Below are 15,888 nucleotides of genomic sequence, written 5' to 3' on the forward strand. Positions count from 1 at the left end.
CGGCACGATGACCACCTGGATCACGATCTGCGAGACCTGCCGTCTGAATGGCTGGGTTCCCGGCGACATCTCGACCACGGACGGAGAGCGGCTGGCCGCGCTGGTCGAGGCGGCGGCGCAGGGCACGGACGTTCGCACGCGGCGGCATCCCTGTCTGATGGGCTGTTCGCAAGGCTGCAACGTGGCGATCCAGGCCGAGGGCAAGATGGCATATACTTTGGGCCGCCTCGATCCCGATTCCGCCACGGCGGCGGCGATCGTCGCCTATGCCCGCCATCATGCGACCAGCGACAGCGGCGTGGTTCCGTGGCGGGACTGGCCCGAAAGGATCAAGGCGCACTTCGTCACCCGCCACCCGCCCCTGCCGCGATGACGCGCGATCACGGCGGCGGGATCGACGCCGCAACCGCGCGCTGGGGCGGCGCACGGGCGGATTGGCTGGACCTGTCCACGGGCATCAACCCGATCCCCTATCCCCTGCCCCCCCTCCCGCCCGAATGCTGGACGGCGCTGCCGGACCGTGCCGCGCAGGCCGCCCTGATCGAGGCCGCGCGCCGCTTCTGGACGGTGCCCGAAGGCGCGGGGATCCTTGCCGCGCCGGGGGCGTCGGCCCTGATCGCGCGGATACCCCTGACAGCGGCGGGCAAACGCGTGACCATCCCCGGCCCGACCTATAACGAACATGCCGCATCCTTCCGCGCGGCGGGCTGGCAGGTGGCCGAAAGCGGGCTATCGGATGCCGCCGTGATCGTGCATCCCAACAACCCCGACGGACGCTTCCACGAACGCCCGCCCGATGCCCCGCTGACGGTGATCGACGAAAGTTTCTGCGACATCGCACCGGACAGATCGCATGTCGCTCAGGCAACCCGCCCCGGTGTTCTGGTGCTGAAAAGCTTCGGCAAGTTCTGGGGGCTGGCCGGGCTGCGGCTGGGCTTTGCCATCGGCGATCCGGCCCTTCTGGACCGGCTGGCCGATGCGCTGGGTCCGTGGGCGGTCTCGGGGGCGGCGCTGCATGTCGGGACGCTGGCGCTGGGCGACCGGCAATGGGCCGAAGACACGCGCCGCAGGCTTGCCGACGATGCCCGGCGGCTGGACGCGCTGGTGGTCGCGGCGGGGGCGCAGGTCGCCGGGGGCACGCCGCTGTTCCGGCTATACCGCACCGAAGACGCCGCAGACTGGAAGGACCGTCTGGCGCGGCACCAGATCCTTGGGCGGACGTTCCCCTATTCGCGGACATGGCTGCGGCTGGGCCTGCCGTCGCCCGAAGGGTTCGACCGTCTGGCGCGCGCGCTGACGTGACGCTGGTTCTGGCCCTGCTGCTGGATGCCGCATTGGGCGAACCGCGCTGGCTGTGGTCGCGCCTGCCGCATCCCGCCATCCTGATGGGCCGGGCGGTGGGCTGGGCCGATGCACGGTTCAACAGGGGCGCGGATCCGCGCGCGGCGGGGGTGCTGGCGCTGGCCGGCCTGATCGCGGTGGCATGGGCCATCGGCGCGGCCATTGCGTCGCTGGGGCCTGTCGCGACGGTGCCGGTCGCCGCGATCCTGCTGGCGCAGCGCAGCCTGGCGCAACATGTCGCCGCCGTCGCAGAGGCCCTGCGCCGGTCGCTGCCCGAGGGGCGAAAGGTCGTGGCGATGATCGTCGGACGCGACACGCAGGCGATGGACCCGCCCGCCATCGCCCGCGCGGCCATCGAATCCGCCGCCGAGAATCTGGGCGACGGCGTGGTCGCGCCGGCCTTCTGGTTCGCGATCCTCGGTCTGCCGGGGCTGATCGTCTACAAGCTGGTCAACACCGCCGACAGCATGATCGGCCATCGCACGCCCCGCCACGAACGGTTCGGCTGGGCGGCGGCACGGCTGGACGACGCGCTGAACTGGGTGCCCGCGCGCCTGACCGCGTTGCTGATCGCGGGCGCGGGCGGCGCCTGGCGCGGCTGGGCGCGGATCCGCATCGACGCGCCGCTGCATCGGTCGCCCAATGCGGGCTGGCCCGAGGCGGCAATGGCGGTGGCCCTGGGCGTGGCGCTGTCCGGTCCCCGGTCCTATGACGGGCGGATGCGGGATTTTCCCTTCGTCAACGCGCCCGGCCGCCGCGATATCGGTCCGGCGGAAATCGACGCGGCCGTCACGTTGCTGTGGAAGGCATGGGCCGTCCTGCTGGGCCTTGCCGCGGTGCTGGCGCTGACGGTGGGCTGAGCGGTCAGGCCACCAGCGTCTCGGCCCGGCGCAGATCGACGCTGACCAACTGGCTGACGCCCTGTTCGCCCATCGTGACGCCGAACAGCCGGTCCATCCGCGCCATCGTCACCGCATGGTGAGTAATCACTAGAAACCGGGTGGCGGTGCGCCGCGTCATCTCGTCCAGAAAATCGCAGAACCGCGTGACATTCGCATCGTCGAGCGGCGCGTCCACCTCGTCCAGCACGCAGATGGGCGCGGGATTGGCCAGAAAGACCGCGAAGATCAGCGCCATCGCGCAAAGCGTCTGTTCGCCCCCAGACAGCAGCGACAACGCGCTCAGCCGCTTGCCGGGCGGCTGGCACAGGATTTCCAGCCCCGCATCCAGCGGATCGTCGCTTTCGACCAGGTCAAGCCGCGCCTCGCCGCCGCCGAACAGCGTCTTGAACAGCATCCCGAAATTCGCATTCACCTGCTCGAACGCGGTCAAGAGACGCTCGCGGCCGTCGCGGTTCAGGCCGGCGATGCCAGTGCGCAGCGCCGCGATGGCCTGTTCCAGATCGGCCTTCTCGGCGGCGATACGGTCGTGTTCGGCGCTCGCCTCGCGCGCATCCTCGGCGGCGCGCAGGTTGACCGCGCCCAGCCCGTCGCGCTTGCGCCGCAGGCGCGCGACCTCGCCTTCCAGCGAACCGACATCCTGCGCCGCACCCTCGGCGGCCAATTCCAGTGCCAGATCGCGAGGCGACACGTCCAGCTCGTCGCCGATGCGCGCCTCGACCTGCGCCAAGGCAGCCTGCGCCGCGCCCTGCCGGCCTTCGGCGCGCGCGCAATCCTCGCGCGCGGCACCCGCGGCGCGTTCGGCGGCGCGCTCCGTCTCGGCCGCGCGGGCGGCCTCGGTCTGGGCACGCGCCATTGCCTCGTCGGCCAGTGCCCTGCGCCGCCCGGCCTGCGACAGATCGGCCTCCAGCGCGCGACGCTCCTCCTCCAGCCGGGCGGGCGCCCTCTCGGCCTCGGCCCGATCGGACAGGGCGCGGTCGCGGCGTTCGGCAAGATCAGCCAGACGGGCGCCGGCGCTTTGCAGCCGCTCGCGCCAGGTCGCCGCATCCCGCGATAGTCTCTCCAACCGCGCCGTGCGGGCATCCGCCGCAGACCTTTCGGCATCGCGGGCCGACCGGCACGACAGGACATGCCGGCGGGCTTCGGCGACCTCGGCGCGCGCATCCTCTGTCGCGGCCTGCGCCGCCTGCGGATCGTCCAGCGCGTCGAGGGCCTGACGGGCCTTCTGCGCATCGGAACGCGCCGCGGCCTCCTCCTCGGCCAGCCGCTCGGCGGTGCGGCGCGCGTCTTCGGCACGGTTTGACGCCAGTTCCGCCGCCGCCGCGGCGCGGTTCATCGCCCGTTCGGCGTCGTTCAGGGCGGTTTGCGCCGTCCGCCGGTGGGTTCGCGCATCCTTTTCGGTGGCCGCAGCGGCGGCATGTTCCAAGGCATCGCGCGCCTGCGCGGCACGCGCCGCCGCCGCCATCGCCTCGGCCTCGGCCAGATCGCGGCCGAGCGCGGCCAGCCGGTTTCGCTGCTCCAGCCTTCGCGCGGTCGCACCAGAAGCAGCACCCGCCGCAGCACTGAACCCGTCCCATCGCCATACTGCGCCCTGCATGCTGACCAGCCGCTGGCCGGGCCGCAGTTCTGCCTGCGCCCGCTCGGCCATGTCCGGCGCGACGATGCCGACCTGCGAAAGCCGCAGGCGCAAGGCCGGGGGGGCCGTCACATGCGCCGCCAGCGGCTCCGCCCCGGTCGGCAGCGCCGACAGCGTGCCCATATCGTCGCGGGCCACCCAGCCCGGCGCGCTTGTGGTCAGCGGTGCGGCCAGATCGTCGCCGAATGCGGCGGCAAGGGCCGCCTCGAAACCCGGCGCCACCTCGACATCGTCGAGGGCCTGCCGGGCTTGCGGGGCGTCTTGCCGCAGCAGGCGTTCCAGCGTCGCGGTTTCCGCCCGCAGGGTCGCGGCGGCGCCCTCGGCTTGGGCGGCATCGACACCGCTGGCCGTGTCCCGCGTCCGGGCTTCCGCCAAGGCCCTCTCGGCCCCGGCCAGCGCACGATCCGCCCCGGCCGCATCATCGCGGGCCTTCGCGGCGGCCTCGGTCGCTGCTTCAGCCGCCGTGCAGGTCTGCGCCGCAACCTGTCGCGCCTTCGTCAGATCGTTCGCGGCCCGGTCCTTCGCCGCCGCCAGCCGGGTCAGCGTATCTTGCACCGACGCCAATCGACGGCCCGCGGCATCGTGATGCGCGCCAAGCCGCGCGGCGGTGTCGACCTTGCCGGCAAGACGCGCCTCTAGCCCGGCCAGCGATTCCTCGGCCTGGGCGGCGGCGCTGTCGGCGGCGGCGATCCTTTCGGCCTGCCCGCGTGCGGCTTGCCGCAACTCCGCCGCTTCGGCGTCCAGCGCGGCGACGGTCGTGTCGGCGTCGCGGTTCAGCGCATCCTCTCGCGCGGCGTCCCGGTCGATCTGCGCGACGCGCGCCCGAAGGCCGCCGATCCTGTCCCGCGCGCGCGCCGACCGTTCGCCCAACGATCCGCTTTGCGCCTGAAGCCGCTGAACCAGGGCGCCGGCAATCGCGGCCTCGTCGCGCAGGGGCGGCAGCACCCGATCGGCCTCGGCGCGCGCAGCAGCGGCATCCTGCGCCACACGCCCGGCCCGAGCCGCCTCGATCCGCGCCGCGCGCAACGCCTCGGCCGCTTCGGTCTGCGCGGCGACGGCCTGGATCCAGCGGGCGAGGGCCAGCCGCTTCTCGGCCGCGCGCAGCGCCTCGGCAATGGCGCGATAGCGGTCGGCCTGCCGCACCTGCGCCGCCAGTTGCGCCAGACGCCCCGCCAGTTGCGCAATGACGTCGTCGAGACGGGCAAGGTTCGCCTCGGCCGCGCGCAGCTTCGCCTCGGCCTCGTGTCGGCGCTGATAAAGTCCCGCGATCCCGGCCGCATCCTCGAGTATGCGGCGGCGGGCGGTCGGCTTGGCGGCGATCAACTCGCTGATCTGCCCCTGCCGGACCAGCGCCGGCGACTGCGCCCCGCTGGCGGCGTCGGCGAACAGCATCTGCACATCGCGCGCGCGGACCTCGCGGCCGCCGATGCGATAGGCCGACCCCGCATCGCGGGTGATGCGGCGCACCACCTCGATCGCGTCGGCATCGTTGAAGGCAGCGGGCGCGAGGCGGTCGGTATTGTCGATATGCAGGGAAACTTCGGCGAAATTGCGGCCCGTGCGGCTGGCGGCACCCGCAAAGATCACATCCTCCATCCCGCCGCCGCGCATCGCGGTCGGCCGATGTTCGCCCATGACCCAGCGCAGCGCTTCCAGAAGGTTCGACTTGCCGCAGCCATTGGGACCGACAACGCCGGTCAGACCGTCGCGGATCACCAGATCGGTAGGGTCCACGAACGACTTGAACCCGTTGAGGCGCAGCCTTGTGAACCGCATGTCAGATTGTCCCCATTTGCGGGAATCTTCCATGCCGGCCGCGTCAAGTCAACGAAGCCGCCCGGTTTCACCGGATGGCGGGGCGTCCCCTACTCATCGTAGTCGTGGCGTTCCTTGGCATGCCCTTCGGGGCCGCGGATGTTCTTGCCGCCGCGTTCGTCGATGGCGAAATCGTCCTGGCCCGTCGATGGCTTGTCCAGCGTGCCTTCCGGCGTCTCGGGCCTGGGGCCCTTGCGTTTCGGCCCGAAGGGGTTGTCCTGACCGCCCTTGGCGTTGCGTTCGTGATGGCGGGGTGCGTTCCTGCCGCCCTTGGCCGCGCCGCTTTTCTTGTAATCCATGACGTTTCCCTGTCGCTGATCGCCTGCGATATGGCCCTTGCCCCGGACCGCGGCAAGGGCGCCGGTCAGGCGACGCGCACCACCTCGACCGTCATCGCGACATAGAACAGCACCGTGGCGACCAACACGAAGACATGCCAGATCGTCGTATGGAACGGCAGGCGGTCCCAAAGGAAAAACGCGACGCCGAGCGTATAGATCAGCCCCCCCGCCACCACCAGTCGCCAGGCCGCGGGCGACAGCGCATCCAGCACGCTGGCCCCGGCAAAGACGCCGATCCACCCCATCCCCAGATAGATGGACAGCCCAAGCCACCGCAGACGGTCCGGCGCCCAGACCTTCAGCGACGTGCCGCCCAGCGCCGCCCCCCACAGCCCGGCCAGCAGGGGCAGACCGGCGGCGCCGGTCAGGGCGACCAGTGGCGTGAACGTCCCCGCGATCTTGAGGTAGATCGCCGAATGATCCAGCCGCCGGAACAAAGCCGTCCATCGCCCCCCGTGGGTGATGTTGTAAAGCGCCGAACAGACCAGCATCGCCAGAAGGCAGGCGCCATAGACGGCGATGCCGGTGATCGACGCCCAGTCGCCCCGCAAGAGCACGGCCAGCACCACCAGGACCGGCACGCCGCTCAACGCCAGAACAACGCCGATATAATGCACCACGGCGTCCGAGAACCGCTCGGCCGGCGAATAGGTCGTTCTGGGGTCGAGCTTCCACATGGAAGGCAGTATAGGCGCGGATTGTGACCGAACAATGAAGCCGCACGGTCACGTGACGCCAATGGCGCCGTCAGCGCGCCGTCTGCATCCCCGTCAGCGACAGCGTCGGCGACAGCACGTCGGGATCGAGCCGCAATTCGATCACCGCAACCGTGCCCGACCTCCGCGCGCGGTCGAATGCGGCGGCAAGATCGGCGTTGTCCTCGACGATTTCGCCGTGGCCGCCATAGGCGCGGGCCAGGGCGGCGAAGTCGGGGTTGGCAAGGTCGGTGCCGCTGACCCTGCCGGGATAGGCGCGTTCCTGGTGAACGCGGATCGTGCCGTAGCGGCCGTTGTTGCAGACGATGACCACAGGCGCGGCGCCATGCTGAACGGCCGTCGACATCTCGTTCAGGGTCATCTGGAAGCACCCGTCGCCCGCCAGGCACACCACCGCGCAGCCCGGATGCCGAAGCGATGCGGCGATGGCGGCAGGAAAGCCATAGCCCATGCTGCCGCTGGTCGGCGCCAGTTGCGTGCCGTATCGCTTGAACCGGAAATAGCGGTGCAGCCAGGCGGCATAGTTTCCCGCGCCGTTGGTGACGATGGCATCTTCAGGCAGGTTCGCGGACAGCCAGGTCACGACATCCTCCATCCGCACCCGGCCGGATGTGGGGCGGGGATCCTGCCACGCCTCGTAATCGGCGCGGGCGACGGGGGCGGCAGCGGGGGGGGCCGCGCGTCGGCCCAAAGCCACGGCAACCTCGGCCGCGCGCGCGACGATGCCCAGATCGGCACGGAACACCTTGCCGATCTCGTCCGGGTCGGGATGGATGTGGACGATCGGCGGGGGCGCCGCCGGGTCGATATGGCGATAGCCGCCGCTGGCGATGTCGCCCAGACGCGCACCCAGAACCAGCAGGCAGTCGGACGCGGCAAGGGTGGCACCCAGCGCCGGGTTCATCCCCACCCCCAGATCGCCGGCATAGCAGGGCGATCGGTTGTCGATATGCCCCTGCCGGCGAAAGCTGACCGCCACGGGCAGACCCCGCCCTTCGGCAAAGGCGCGGATGCCCTCCGCCGCCTCCTGCGACCAGTCGCTGCCGCCGAGCACAACCAGCGGCCGCCGCGCCGCGTCCAGCCGCGCTTCGATGGCCGACAGCATGGCGTCGGTCACACCGCCCGATACCGGGGCCGTCGCGGCAAGATCGGGGGTGTCCGCCTGGGCCGACAGCATGTCTTCGGGCAAAGCCAGAACCACCGGGCCGGGGCGGCCGGACGTGGCGATATGGAACGCCCGCATGACGTATTCGGGCAGCCGTTCGGTCTGGTCCACCTCGGCCGCCCATTTGACCAACGGACCGAACATCGCGCGATAATCGACCTCCTGAAACGCCTCGCGGTCGCGATGGGCGCGCGCGATCTGCCCGACGAAACAGACCAGCGGCGTGCTGTCCTGCCGCGCCACATGCAGGCCGGACGACGCGTTGCAGGCGCCCGGCCCGCGCGTCACCATGACGACGCCCGGCCGCCCGGTCAGCTTGCCGTCCGCCTCGGCCATCATCGCGGCACCGCCCTCGTGACGGCAGACGACATTGCGGATGCCGCTGCCATGCAGGCCGTCCAGCGCCGCGAGGAAGCTTTCGCCCGGAACGGAAAAGACCCGATCGACCCCCTGCGCCTTCAGTGCCGCCACAAGGATTTCGCCGCCATGCCGCATCGCAACTCTCCGTCTTCTGTCGGGCGCATTAGGCTGACGGATGCCCGCCTTCGCAAGCTTTCAGATTGTCCGTCACGCGAAAGCCGGCGGGAATGGCGTCGCGCCCGTCCAGCATCAGATCGGCCATCGCCTCGGCCACGCGCGGGGCCATGCCGAAGCCGATCTTGAAGCCGCCATTGGCGATGTAATGCCCCGGACGCCCCGGCCATGGCCCCAGCATCGGCGCGCGGCTGCGGGCACGCGGACGCAGCCCGGCCCAGCGCGCGACGATCCCGGCCCCGGCCAGCCCCGGAACGGCAAGGCGCGCCCGTGCGACGATATCGTCGAGCCGCGCATCGGTGCCCGCGGGATCGGCGAAGTCGCGCTCGGTCGTCGATCCGACGGCCACCGTTCCATCGTCATGGGCGATGACATGCAGACCGTCGGCGAAGATGTGCGGCATACCCCGCGCATCGTGACGCAGCAGCGCCGCCTGCCCCTTGACCGCGCGGCCCACCTCCTGCCCCAGCACCGCGGACAGGTCGGCCAGCCCCTGCGCGCCCGTCGCCCAGACGACCGCCCCACGGTCCGGCCCCTCGGGCTCGGTGCGCACGCCCGACGCCGCCAGCGCCCGCACCAGCGCGTCGATGGCCCGCCGCGGATGCAGCTGCGCGGACAGCGTATCGCGGACAACCAGCCCGATGGGCGTTGCGGGTGCCCAACCCCGCGGTGCGCCCTCGACCGACCAGACGGCCCGACCGCGCCACAGGGCCGCCGCCGAAGCCGACCGTTCGCGTGCCAGCGCCACGGACCCATCGTCGGCCAGGGGCTGAAGCCGCCCCGACCGGACATAGCCCGGATCGCCGCCACCGGTCCCGGCGACATCGCGCCAGAAGGATTCGGCGGCAAGCAGGCTGTCGAGTTGAAACGCCTTCTTCGCGTTCCAGTTTTCGGGCACATGGGGGGCCAGTGCGCCGACGAGGCCGCCCGACGCGCCCGCCCCCGGCCCGGCCGGGTCGATCACGGCCACGCGCGCGCCCCGCCGCACGCAGAGATACGCGATGGACAGACCGAAGATGCCAGCGCCGCGCACCGTCACATCCATTGGCGCAAGCCCCGCTTGTTATGCGACATGGGCGCGGGCATAGGGCAGAAGATGCAGCGCGACCAGATCGAATGGCAGGACGGCACGCCCGTCTCGACGCTTTACGGCGATCCGTTCTTTTCGCGGCAGGACGGGTTGGCCGAGACGCGCCATGTCTTTCTGGGCGGCAACGATCTGCCCGCCCGGTTCCGTCCGGGGTTCCACATTGCCGAAACCGGCTTCGGCACCGGGCTGAACGCCCTTTGCGCATGGGCGGCATGGCGCGCATCCGGGCAGACCGGCCAGTTGGCGTTCACGTCGTTCGAGGCGCATCCGATATCCGCCCGCGACATGGCGCGCGCGCATGCCGCGTTTCCGCAGATGGCCGCGCTTTCGGACCTGCTGCTGGCGGAATGGAGGACGGGACGGTCCGCCATCACGCTGCCCGGCCTCGATCTTCGCATTGTCGTGGGCGACGCGCGCGAGACCCTGCCGGGATGGGAGGGGCGCGCGGATGCATGGTTTCTCGACGGCTTCGCGCCCGCGCGCAATCCCGCCCTCTGGTCCGAGGCGCTTCTGGCCGAAGTCGCGCGCCATACCGCGCCCGGCGGCACCGCCGCGACCTATACCGCCGCCGGGCATGTGCGGCGGGCCTTGCAGGCGGGCGGGTTCGACGTGACGCGCATGCCGGGCTGGGGCCGCAAGCGGCACATGACGCGCGCCGTCCTTCGTGCCGGTCAGTCCTTGTAGCGTTTCAGCGTATCGCCGGGCTGCAACCGCGGTTCCAGCACGATGCGCTGTCCGGCCGTTCCGACGCCCGCCGCGCGGTCCGCCACGATGCGCGCGGCCTGGCGCCCGATCTCTGCGCGCCCCGCATCCATCGTCGCCAGACGGCACGGCAACCCGTCCAGCAGATCGACCCCGTTGAACCCGGCCAGTCCCAGCCGACCGGGCACGTCGATCTTCCGTTCCAGACACCACAGCAGGCCGCCCGCGCCGATCATGTCGTTGGAATAATAGATGAAGTCGATGTCGGGCGACCGTTCCAGCAGGGTCTGCGTCATCTCGCGCCCCTTCTTCAGGGCCGATCCGCCGTCATAGAATTCCTGATCGACGACCTCCATGCCGCGCTTGGCCAGCGCCTCGGTAAAGCCCTCGAACCGTTTGCGCGCCCGGTGATCCATCGGCATCTTGGTGCCGATGAAGCCGATCTGCTCGAATCCCTGGCGCAGGATCGCCTCGGCCATCTGCCGCCCCGCGCGGCGGTGCGAGATGCCGACGACCGCATCCACCGGCTCGCCGTCCACATCCATGATCTCGACCACGGGAATGCCGCTGGCGCGCAGCATCCTGCGGCTGGCTTCCGAATGTTCGATCCCGGCCAGGATGATGCCGGACGGACGCCATGACAGCATCTCGTAAAGCACCTTTTCCTCGCGCTCGGGCGAATAGTTCGTCACCCCGACGACCGGCTGAAGGTCGGTCGCGTCCAGCACTTCGGTGATGCCGGTCATCACCTCGGGGAAGACCATGTTGCTGAGGCTGGGAATGATGACAGCGACAAGGTTCACATGGCTGGACGCCAGCGCGCCTGCGATCTTGTTGGGAACGTATCCCAGATCGCGCGCGGCGGCGAGCACCTTGTCACGCGTGCCGGCGCTGACATCGCCGCGATTGCGCAGCACGCGGCTGACGGTCATCTCGCTGACCCCCGACACTTCGGAAACGTCGCGCAGGGTCAGCGGGCGGCGGGGCGGCGAAACGTCGTCTGTCATGCACGATCCTCACGGTTTGCCCGAACTTCCGGCACCTTGTCACAGACGCCGGCGCCGAACCACAGCTAGCACCGGCGGCGATGGCCGCCAGTGACCGCCCCTCCGGCTGCCGCCCATGCTAGGCCCGCCAGGGTTAATCCCCGGTTGACGCCGTCAGACCGTGAGGTTCGGGATGATCTGCTTCTTGCGGCTGACGATGCCTGGCAGAACCACCTCGTCCGCGCCGCAGACGGTCGAGAAGCTTTTCTCGGCCACGCTGCGGACCAGGTCGTTCGGCACCAGAAGCGTCGACTGTTCCTTGAGGATATCGACGACGAACAGCAGCACCTGATCGACGTTGTCCTCGCGCGCCACGTCTTCCATCGCGCGCATCAGGCTGTCCTTGCGCTCCAGCACGATCTGCGGCGACGTGGTTTCCAGAACCGACACGCGGAAGGTCTTGCCGCCCGTCTCGAATTCCTTGCTGTCCATCCGCAGCAACTCGGCATCCGAAAAGGCCGACACGTCGGATTTGGCCGCGAACATCTCGGCCGCATAGGCGGGGACCTGGATGTCCAGCTCGGCGGCCAGCTTCTCGGCCAGCTTGCGGTCGGTGTCGGTCGTGGTGGGCGAGCGGAATTCCAGCGTGTCGGACAGGATGCACGACAGCATCGTGCCCTTCACCCAGTCGGGCATCGCTTCCGCGTCCTGCCCCATCAGGTCGTGCATCAGCGTCGCGGTGCAGGCCAGCGGATGCAGGATCACCTCGACCGGATTGCGCGTCTCGATCCCGCCGACCAGCCGGTGATGGTCGATGATCCCGCGAATGTCCGCGCGCCCGATATTGGCCGGAAGCTCGGCAGGGTTGTTGGTGTCCACGATCACGACGGGCTGGCCGTCCTCGACATCGTCGATGACGCGAAGTTGCGGCAGATCCCAGCGCTGCATCACCCAGGCGGCTTCGGTGTTCGGCTGGCCCAGCAGAACCGCCTCGGCCGCCTGACCGCGCACTTCGTTCAGATACCACGCCCAGATGACCGGCGATCCGGTCGAATCGGTGTCGGGGCCGGTATGGCCGAAGACGAGAATTGTCATGTTGCGGTCCCTCGATAAGGTTTCGGCCGCGCTTATAGGGGCGGCGGCGGCCCTTGTCATCGGGGCCACGGGATGTTTCGTGCGGACGCGAATGCCGTTGACAGGCGCGCGCGGATTTCCTACCTCACGCGCTGTTGGCACTCTCTGACGATGAGTGCCAGAACCAACGCAACGAACCCGAGAAGGAGCGTTCAGAAATGGCATTCACACCGCTGCACGACCGCGTGCTGGTCCGCCGTATCGAATCCGACGAAAAGACCAAGGGCGGTCTGATCATCCCCGACAACGCCAAGGAAAAGCCCGCCGAGGGCGAGATCGTGGCCGTCGGCGCCGGCGCGCGTGACGAAAACGGCGGCCGCGTCGCCATGGACGTCAAGCAGGGCGACAAGGTCCTGTTCGGCAAGTGGTCGGGCACCGAGATCACGCTGGACGGCGAAGAGCTGCTCATCATGAAGGAATCGGACATCCTGGGCGTCATCGCCGCCTGATCCGTCCCTTCCATTCTGCAATTCCAGACATTCAAGGAGCATCCACATGGCTGCCAAGGACGTCAAGTTCAACACCAACGCCCGCGACCGCATGCTGCGCGGCGTCAACATCCTGGCCGACGCCGTCAAGGTGACGCTGGGGCCCAAGGGCCGCAACGTCGTCATCGACAAATCGTTCGGCGCCCCGCGCATCACCAAGGACGGCGTCACCGTCGCCAAGGAGATCGAGCTTGAGGACAAGTTCGAGAACATGGGCGCGCAGATGGTGAAGGAAGTTGCTTCCCGCACCAACGACGAGGCCGGCGACGGCACCACCACCGCCACCGTTCTGGCGCAGGCGATCATCCGCGAGGGCCTGAAGTCGGTCGCCGCCGGCATGAACCCGATGGATCTCAAGCGCGGCATCGACCTGGCCACCTCGAAGGTCGTCGAGCACATCAAGAACGCCGCCCGTCCCGTCAGCGACAGCGACGAAGTCGCGCAGGTCGGCACGATTTCCGCCAACGGCGAGGCCGAAATCGGCCGCCAGATCGCCGACGCGATGCAGAAGGTCGGCAACGAGGGTGTCATCACCGTCGAGGAGAACAAGGGCCTCGAGACCGAGACCGACGTGGTCGAGGGGATGCAGTTCGATCGCGGCTACCTGTCGCCCTACTTCGTGACCAACCCCGAAAAGATGGTCGCCGAGCTGGAGGACTGCATGGTCCTGCTGCACGAGAAGAAGCTTTCGTCGCTGCAACCGATGGTTCCGCTGCTCGAGGCCGTGATCCAGTCGCAAAAGCCGCTGCTGATCATCGCCGAGGACGTTGAAGGCGAGGCTCTGGCCACGCTGGTCGTGAACAAGCTGCGCGGCGGCCTGAAGATCGCGGCCGTCAAGGCACCGGGCTTCGGCGACCGTCGCAAGGCCATGTTGCAGGACATCGCGATCCTGACCGGCGGTCAGGTCATCAGCGAAGACCTGGGCATGAAGCTGGAAAACGTCACGATGGACATGCTGGGTTCGGCCAAGCGCATCAGCCTGACCAAGGACGAGACGACCATCGTCGACGGTCACGGCGAGAAGTCCGAGATCGAGGCGCGCGTTTCGCAGATTCGCCAGCAGATCGAGGAAACCACCAGCGATTACGACAAGGAAAAGCTGCAAGAGCGCGTGGCCAAGCTGGCCGGCGGCGTTGCGGTGATCCGCGTCGGCGGCATGACCGAGGTCGAGGTGAAAGAGCGCAAGGATCGCGTCGATGACGCGCTGAACGCCACCCGCGCGGCCGTGCAGGAAGGCATCGTCGTCGGCGGCGGCGTCGCTCTGATCCAGGGTGCCAAGGCGCTCGACGGTCTCAAGGGCGAGAACAACGACCAGGACATCGGCATCTCGATCGTGCGCAAGGCCCTCGAAGCGCCGCTGCGCCAGATCGCCGAGAATGCGGGCGTTGACGGATCGGTCGTCGCGGGCAAGATCCGCGAATCCAGCGACCTCAAGTTCGGGTTCAACGCGCAGACCGAAGAATATGGCGACATGTTCAAGTTCGGCGTCATCGACCCGGCCAAGGTGGTGCGTCACGCGCTTCAGGATGCGGCGTCCATCGCCGGCCTGCTGATCACGACGGAAGCCATGATCGCCGACAAGCCGCAAAAAGAAGGTGCCGGTGCCGGAATGGGCGGCGGCATGGGCGGAATGGGCGGCATGGACGGCATGATGTAATTACGCCGGTCATTCCGACCGTTGGGGGCCCCTTCGGGGGCCCCTTTTTCGTTGCGCCGGGGATGCTGTTCGGAACCGGACAGATGCGGCCCGCCTTCGGAACATCGCGCCGTGATACCCGTTTGATCGCAGAACGTGGTTAACGAGAAGGAGAGCCAGGCATGACGACCGGCAATCACAACCTCATCGCGGCCAACGACGTTTCGGGAACGGCGGTTTACGGCGCTGACAACAGCAAGGTCGGCAGCATCGACCGCGTGATGATCGACAAGCGGTCGGGCAAGGTCGCCTATGCGGTGATGACGTTCGGCGGCGTGCTGGGCATCGGCGGCAGCGAGCGCCCCGTGCCGTGGAACACGCTGACCTACGACACCGATCTGGGCGGCTACAAGACCTCGATCACCGAAGATCAACTCAAGACAGCGCCGCAATCGCAATCGGGCTGGGAAAACGACCGCGATTGGGAAACGCGCACGCATCAGACCTATGGCACGCAACCCTACTGGATCTAGGATCGCGGCCCATGCAGCGGGGGCGCCTTCGGGCGCCCTTTTTTCTTTCCGCCTCAGCGGTCGGGTGTATGCCAGTCGGTCGGAGGCGCCTCGCGCCGCCGCAGCCTCAACGCCAGCCCCAGCGCCACGCCGACGCCGATGGCGATCGTCAGGTCGGCCAGCACCGTCAGCAGCAGCGTCAGCACCAGCAGCACCTTGTCCGCCGCGGGCGCGCGCGCGTAGCGGCCCCAGTTCTGCGGCTCGCTCATGTTCCAGGCGGTCAGGATCAGCAGCCCCGCCAGCGCGGGCATCGCCAGATACCCCGCCAAGGGCGCCGCCAGCGCCATGACCGCCAGGATGGTCAGCGCATGCACCACCCCCGCCACCGGCGTCCGGCCCCCGGCGCGCACGTTCGTCGCCGTCCGGGCGATGGCCCCCGTGGCCGGAAGCCCGCCGAACAGCGACGATCCCAGATTGGCCGCGCCCTGCGCCACGACTTCGGCATTGGGACGATGCCGGCCGCCGATCATGCGGTCCGCAACCAGCGCCGACAGCAGCGATTCGATGCTGGCCAGAAAGGCGATGACCAAGGCGGACGGCAGCAGCGCCCTGATCCGGTCCCAGCCCAGTTCGGGCAGGACGGGGCGCGGCAGGCCCCTTGGCAGCGCGCCGAACCGCGAAAAGATCGTATCGACCGGCAGCGCGGCAAGCACCACGATAGCCGAGGTCAGCCCGACCGCGACGATCAGACCCGGAAACCGGGGCGCGATCCGCCGCAATCCGACGATCAGCGCCATCGTGGCCAGCCCCGTCGCCACCGCCTGCCATGCCGTGTCGCTCCGCGCGGCCCAAAGGCCCTGCATCTTGCCCAGAAACGCGGCCGGAATATCGGC

Annotated in this window: 15 protein-coding genes; 7 read left to right on the top strand and 8 right to left on the bottom strand. The window is 69.3% G+C overall.

Going from position 1 to position 15,888, the window contains the following annotated elements; translation table 11 throughout:
* The first annotated feature begins 7 nt into the window (after positions 1-7).
* From OCGS_RS09150 to cbiB, 3 genes are read left to right on the top strand one after another with little or no spacing between them, the layout of a single operon-like run.
* Entirely contained in the window at positions 8-373 is a 366-nt protein-coding gene (locus tag OCGS_RS09150; RefSeq protein ID WP_040610854.1) for a DUF1636 family protein, read from the top strand.
* Positions 370-1,302: an aminotransferase class I/II-fold pyridoxal phosphate-dependent enzyme gene (locus OCGS_RS09155; RefSeq protein ID WP_007426963.1), complete on the top strand. Its 933-nt coding sequence runs from the start codon at positions 370-372 to the stop codon at positions 1,300-1,302. The genes OCGS_RS09150 and OCGS_RS09155 overlap by 4 nt, the downstream gene beginning before the upstream one ends.
* A complete protein-coding gene (cbiB, locus tag OCGS_RS09160; protein WP_007426964.1) occupies positions 1,299-2,201 on the top strand; it encodes an adenosylcobinamide-phosphate synthase CbiB in 903 nt (300 codons plus the stop codon). The genes OCGS_RS09155 and cbiB overlap by 4 nt, the downstream gene beginning before the upstream one ends.
* 4 nt (positions 2,202-2,205) lie before the next feature.
* Here cbiB and smc read toward each other — a convergent pair whose 3' ends face one another.
* The 5 genes from smc to OCGS_RS09185 all read right to left on the bottom strand — a co-directional run bounded on the left by smc (position 2,206) and on the right by OCGS_RS09185 (position 9,492).
* Positions 2,206-5,652 (bottom strand): chromosome segregation protein SMC, encoded by a 3,447-nt coding sequence (gene smc / locus OCGS_RS09165; protein WP_007426965.1) that lies wholly within the window; start codon positions 5,650-5,652, stop codon positions 2,206-2,208.
* An 89-nt stretch (positions 5,653-5,741) separates the two neighbouring features.
* On the bottom strand, positions 5,742-5,990 hold the full coding sequence (locus OCGS_RS14575; RefSeq protein WP_007426966.1) for a hypothetical protein: 249 nt from the start codon (positions 5,988-5,990) through the stop codon (positions 5,742-5,744).
* Between the two features lie 65 nt (positions 5,991-6,055).
* Entirely contained in the window at positions 6,056-6,709 is a 654-nt protein-coding gene (gene trhA / locus OCGS_RS09175) for a PAQR family membrane homeostasis protein TrhA (RefSeq protein WP_007426967.1), read from the bottom strand.
* Between the two features lie 70 nt (positions 6,710-6,779).
* A complete protein-coding gene (locus tag OCGS_RS09180) occupies positions 6,780-8,408 on the bottom strand; it encodes a thiamine pyrophosphate-binding protein (RefSeq protein ID WP_007426968.1) in 1,629 nt (542 codons plus the stop codon).
* A gap of 28 nt (positions 8,409-8,436) precedes the next feature.
* Entirely contained in the window at positions 8,437-9,492 is a 1,056-nt protein-coding gene (locus OCGS_RS09185; protein ID WP_007426969.1) for an NAD(P)/FAD-dependent oxidoreductase, read from the bottom strand.
* A gap of 51 nt (positions 9,493-9,543) precedes the next feature.
* On the opposite strand from OCGS_RS09185, the gene mnmC2 reads away from it, so the two are divergent.
* Positions 9,544-10,221: a tRNA (5-methylaminomethyl-2-thiouridine)(34)-methyltransferase MnmC2 gene (mnmC2, locus tag OCGS_RS09190; RefSeq protein WP_040610856.1), complete on the top strand. Its 678-nt coding sequence runs from the start codon at positions 9,544-9,546 to the stop codon at positions 10,219-10,221.
* Here the strand turns inward: mnmC2 and OCGS_RS09195 are convergent.
* Positions 10,209-11,246 carry a LacI family DNA-binding transcriptional regulator gene (locus OCGS_RS09195; RefSeq protein ID WP_007426971.1) on the bottom strand — a complete coding sequence of 346 codons (1,038 nt, stop codon included), beginning with the start codon at positions 11,244-11,246 and terminating at the stop codon, positions 10,209-10,211. The genes mnmC2 and OCGS_RS09195 overlap by 13 nt on opposite strands.
* Positions 11,247-11,399: 153 nt before the next feature.
* Complete coding sequence (locus tag OCGS_RS09200; protein WP_007426972.1) at positions 11,400-12,320, bottom strand: manganese-dependent inorganic pyrophosphatase; 921 nt, start codon at positions 12,318-12,320, stop codon at positions 11,400-11,402.
* 197 nt (positions 12,321-12,517) lie between these two features.
* Here OCGS_RS09200 and groES point away from each other — a divergent pair, with 197 nt between their 5' ends.
* The 3 genes from groES to OCGS_RS09215 all read left to right on the top strand — a co-directional run bounded on the left by groES (position 12,518) and on the right by OCGS_RS09215 (position 15,016).
* Positions 12,518-12,808 carry a co-chaperone GroES gene (groES, locus tag OCGS_RS09205; protein ID WP_007426973.1) on the top strand — a complete coding sequence of 97 codons (291 nt, stop codon included), beginning with the start codon at positions 12,518-12,520 and terminating at the stop codon, positions 12,806-12,808.
* A gap of 46 nt (positions 12,809-12,854) precedes the next feature.
* Positions 12,855-14,504: a chaperonin GroEL gene (gene groL, locus OCGS_RS09210; RefSeq protein ID WP_007426974.1), complete on the top strand. Its 1,650-nt coding sequence runs from the start codon at positions 12,855-12,857 to the stop codon at positions 14,502-14,504.
* Between the two features lie 161 nt (positions 14,505-14,665).
* Complete coding sequence (locus OCGS_RS09215) at positions 14,666-15,016, top strand: PRC-barrel domain-containing protein (protein ID WP_007426975.1); 351 nt, start codon at positions 14,666-14,668, stop codon at positions 15,014-15,016.
* Positions 15,017-15,069: 53 nt separating this feature from the next.
* Here the strand turns inward: OCGS_RS09215 and OCGS_RS09220 are convergent.
* Positions 15,070-15,888 (bottom strand): SulP family inorganic anion transporter (locus OCGS_RS09220; RefSeq protein ID WP_040610824.1); only part of this gene is annotated, 819 nt, incomplete at its 5' end.

The sequence above is a fragment of the Oceaniovalibus guishaninsula JLT2003 genome (assembly GCF_000299575.1).
Taxonomy (GTDB): domain Bacteria; phylum Pseudomonadota; class Alphaproteobacteria; order Rhodobacterales; family Rhodobacteraceae; genus Palleronia; species Palleronia guishaninsula.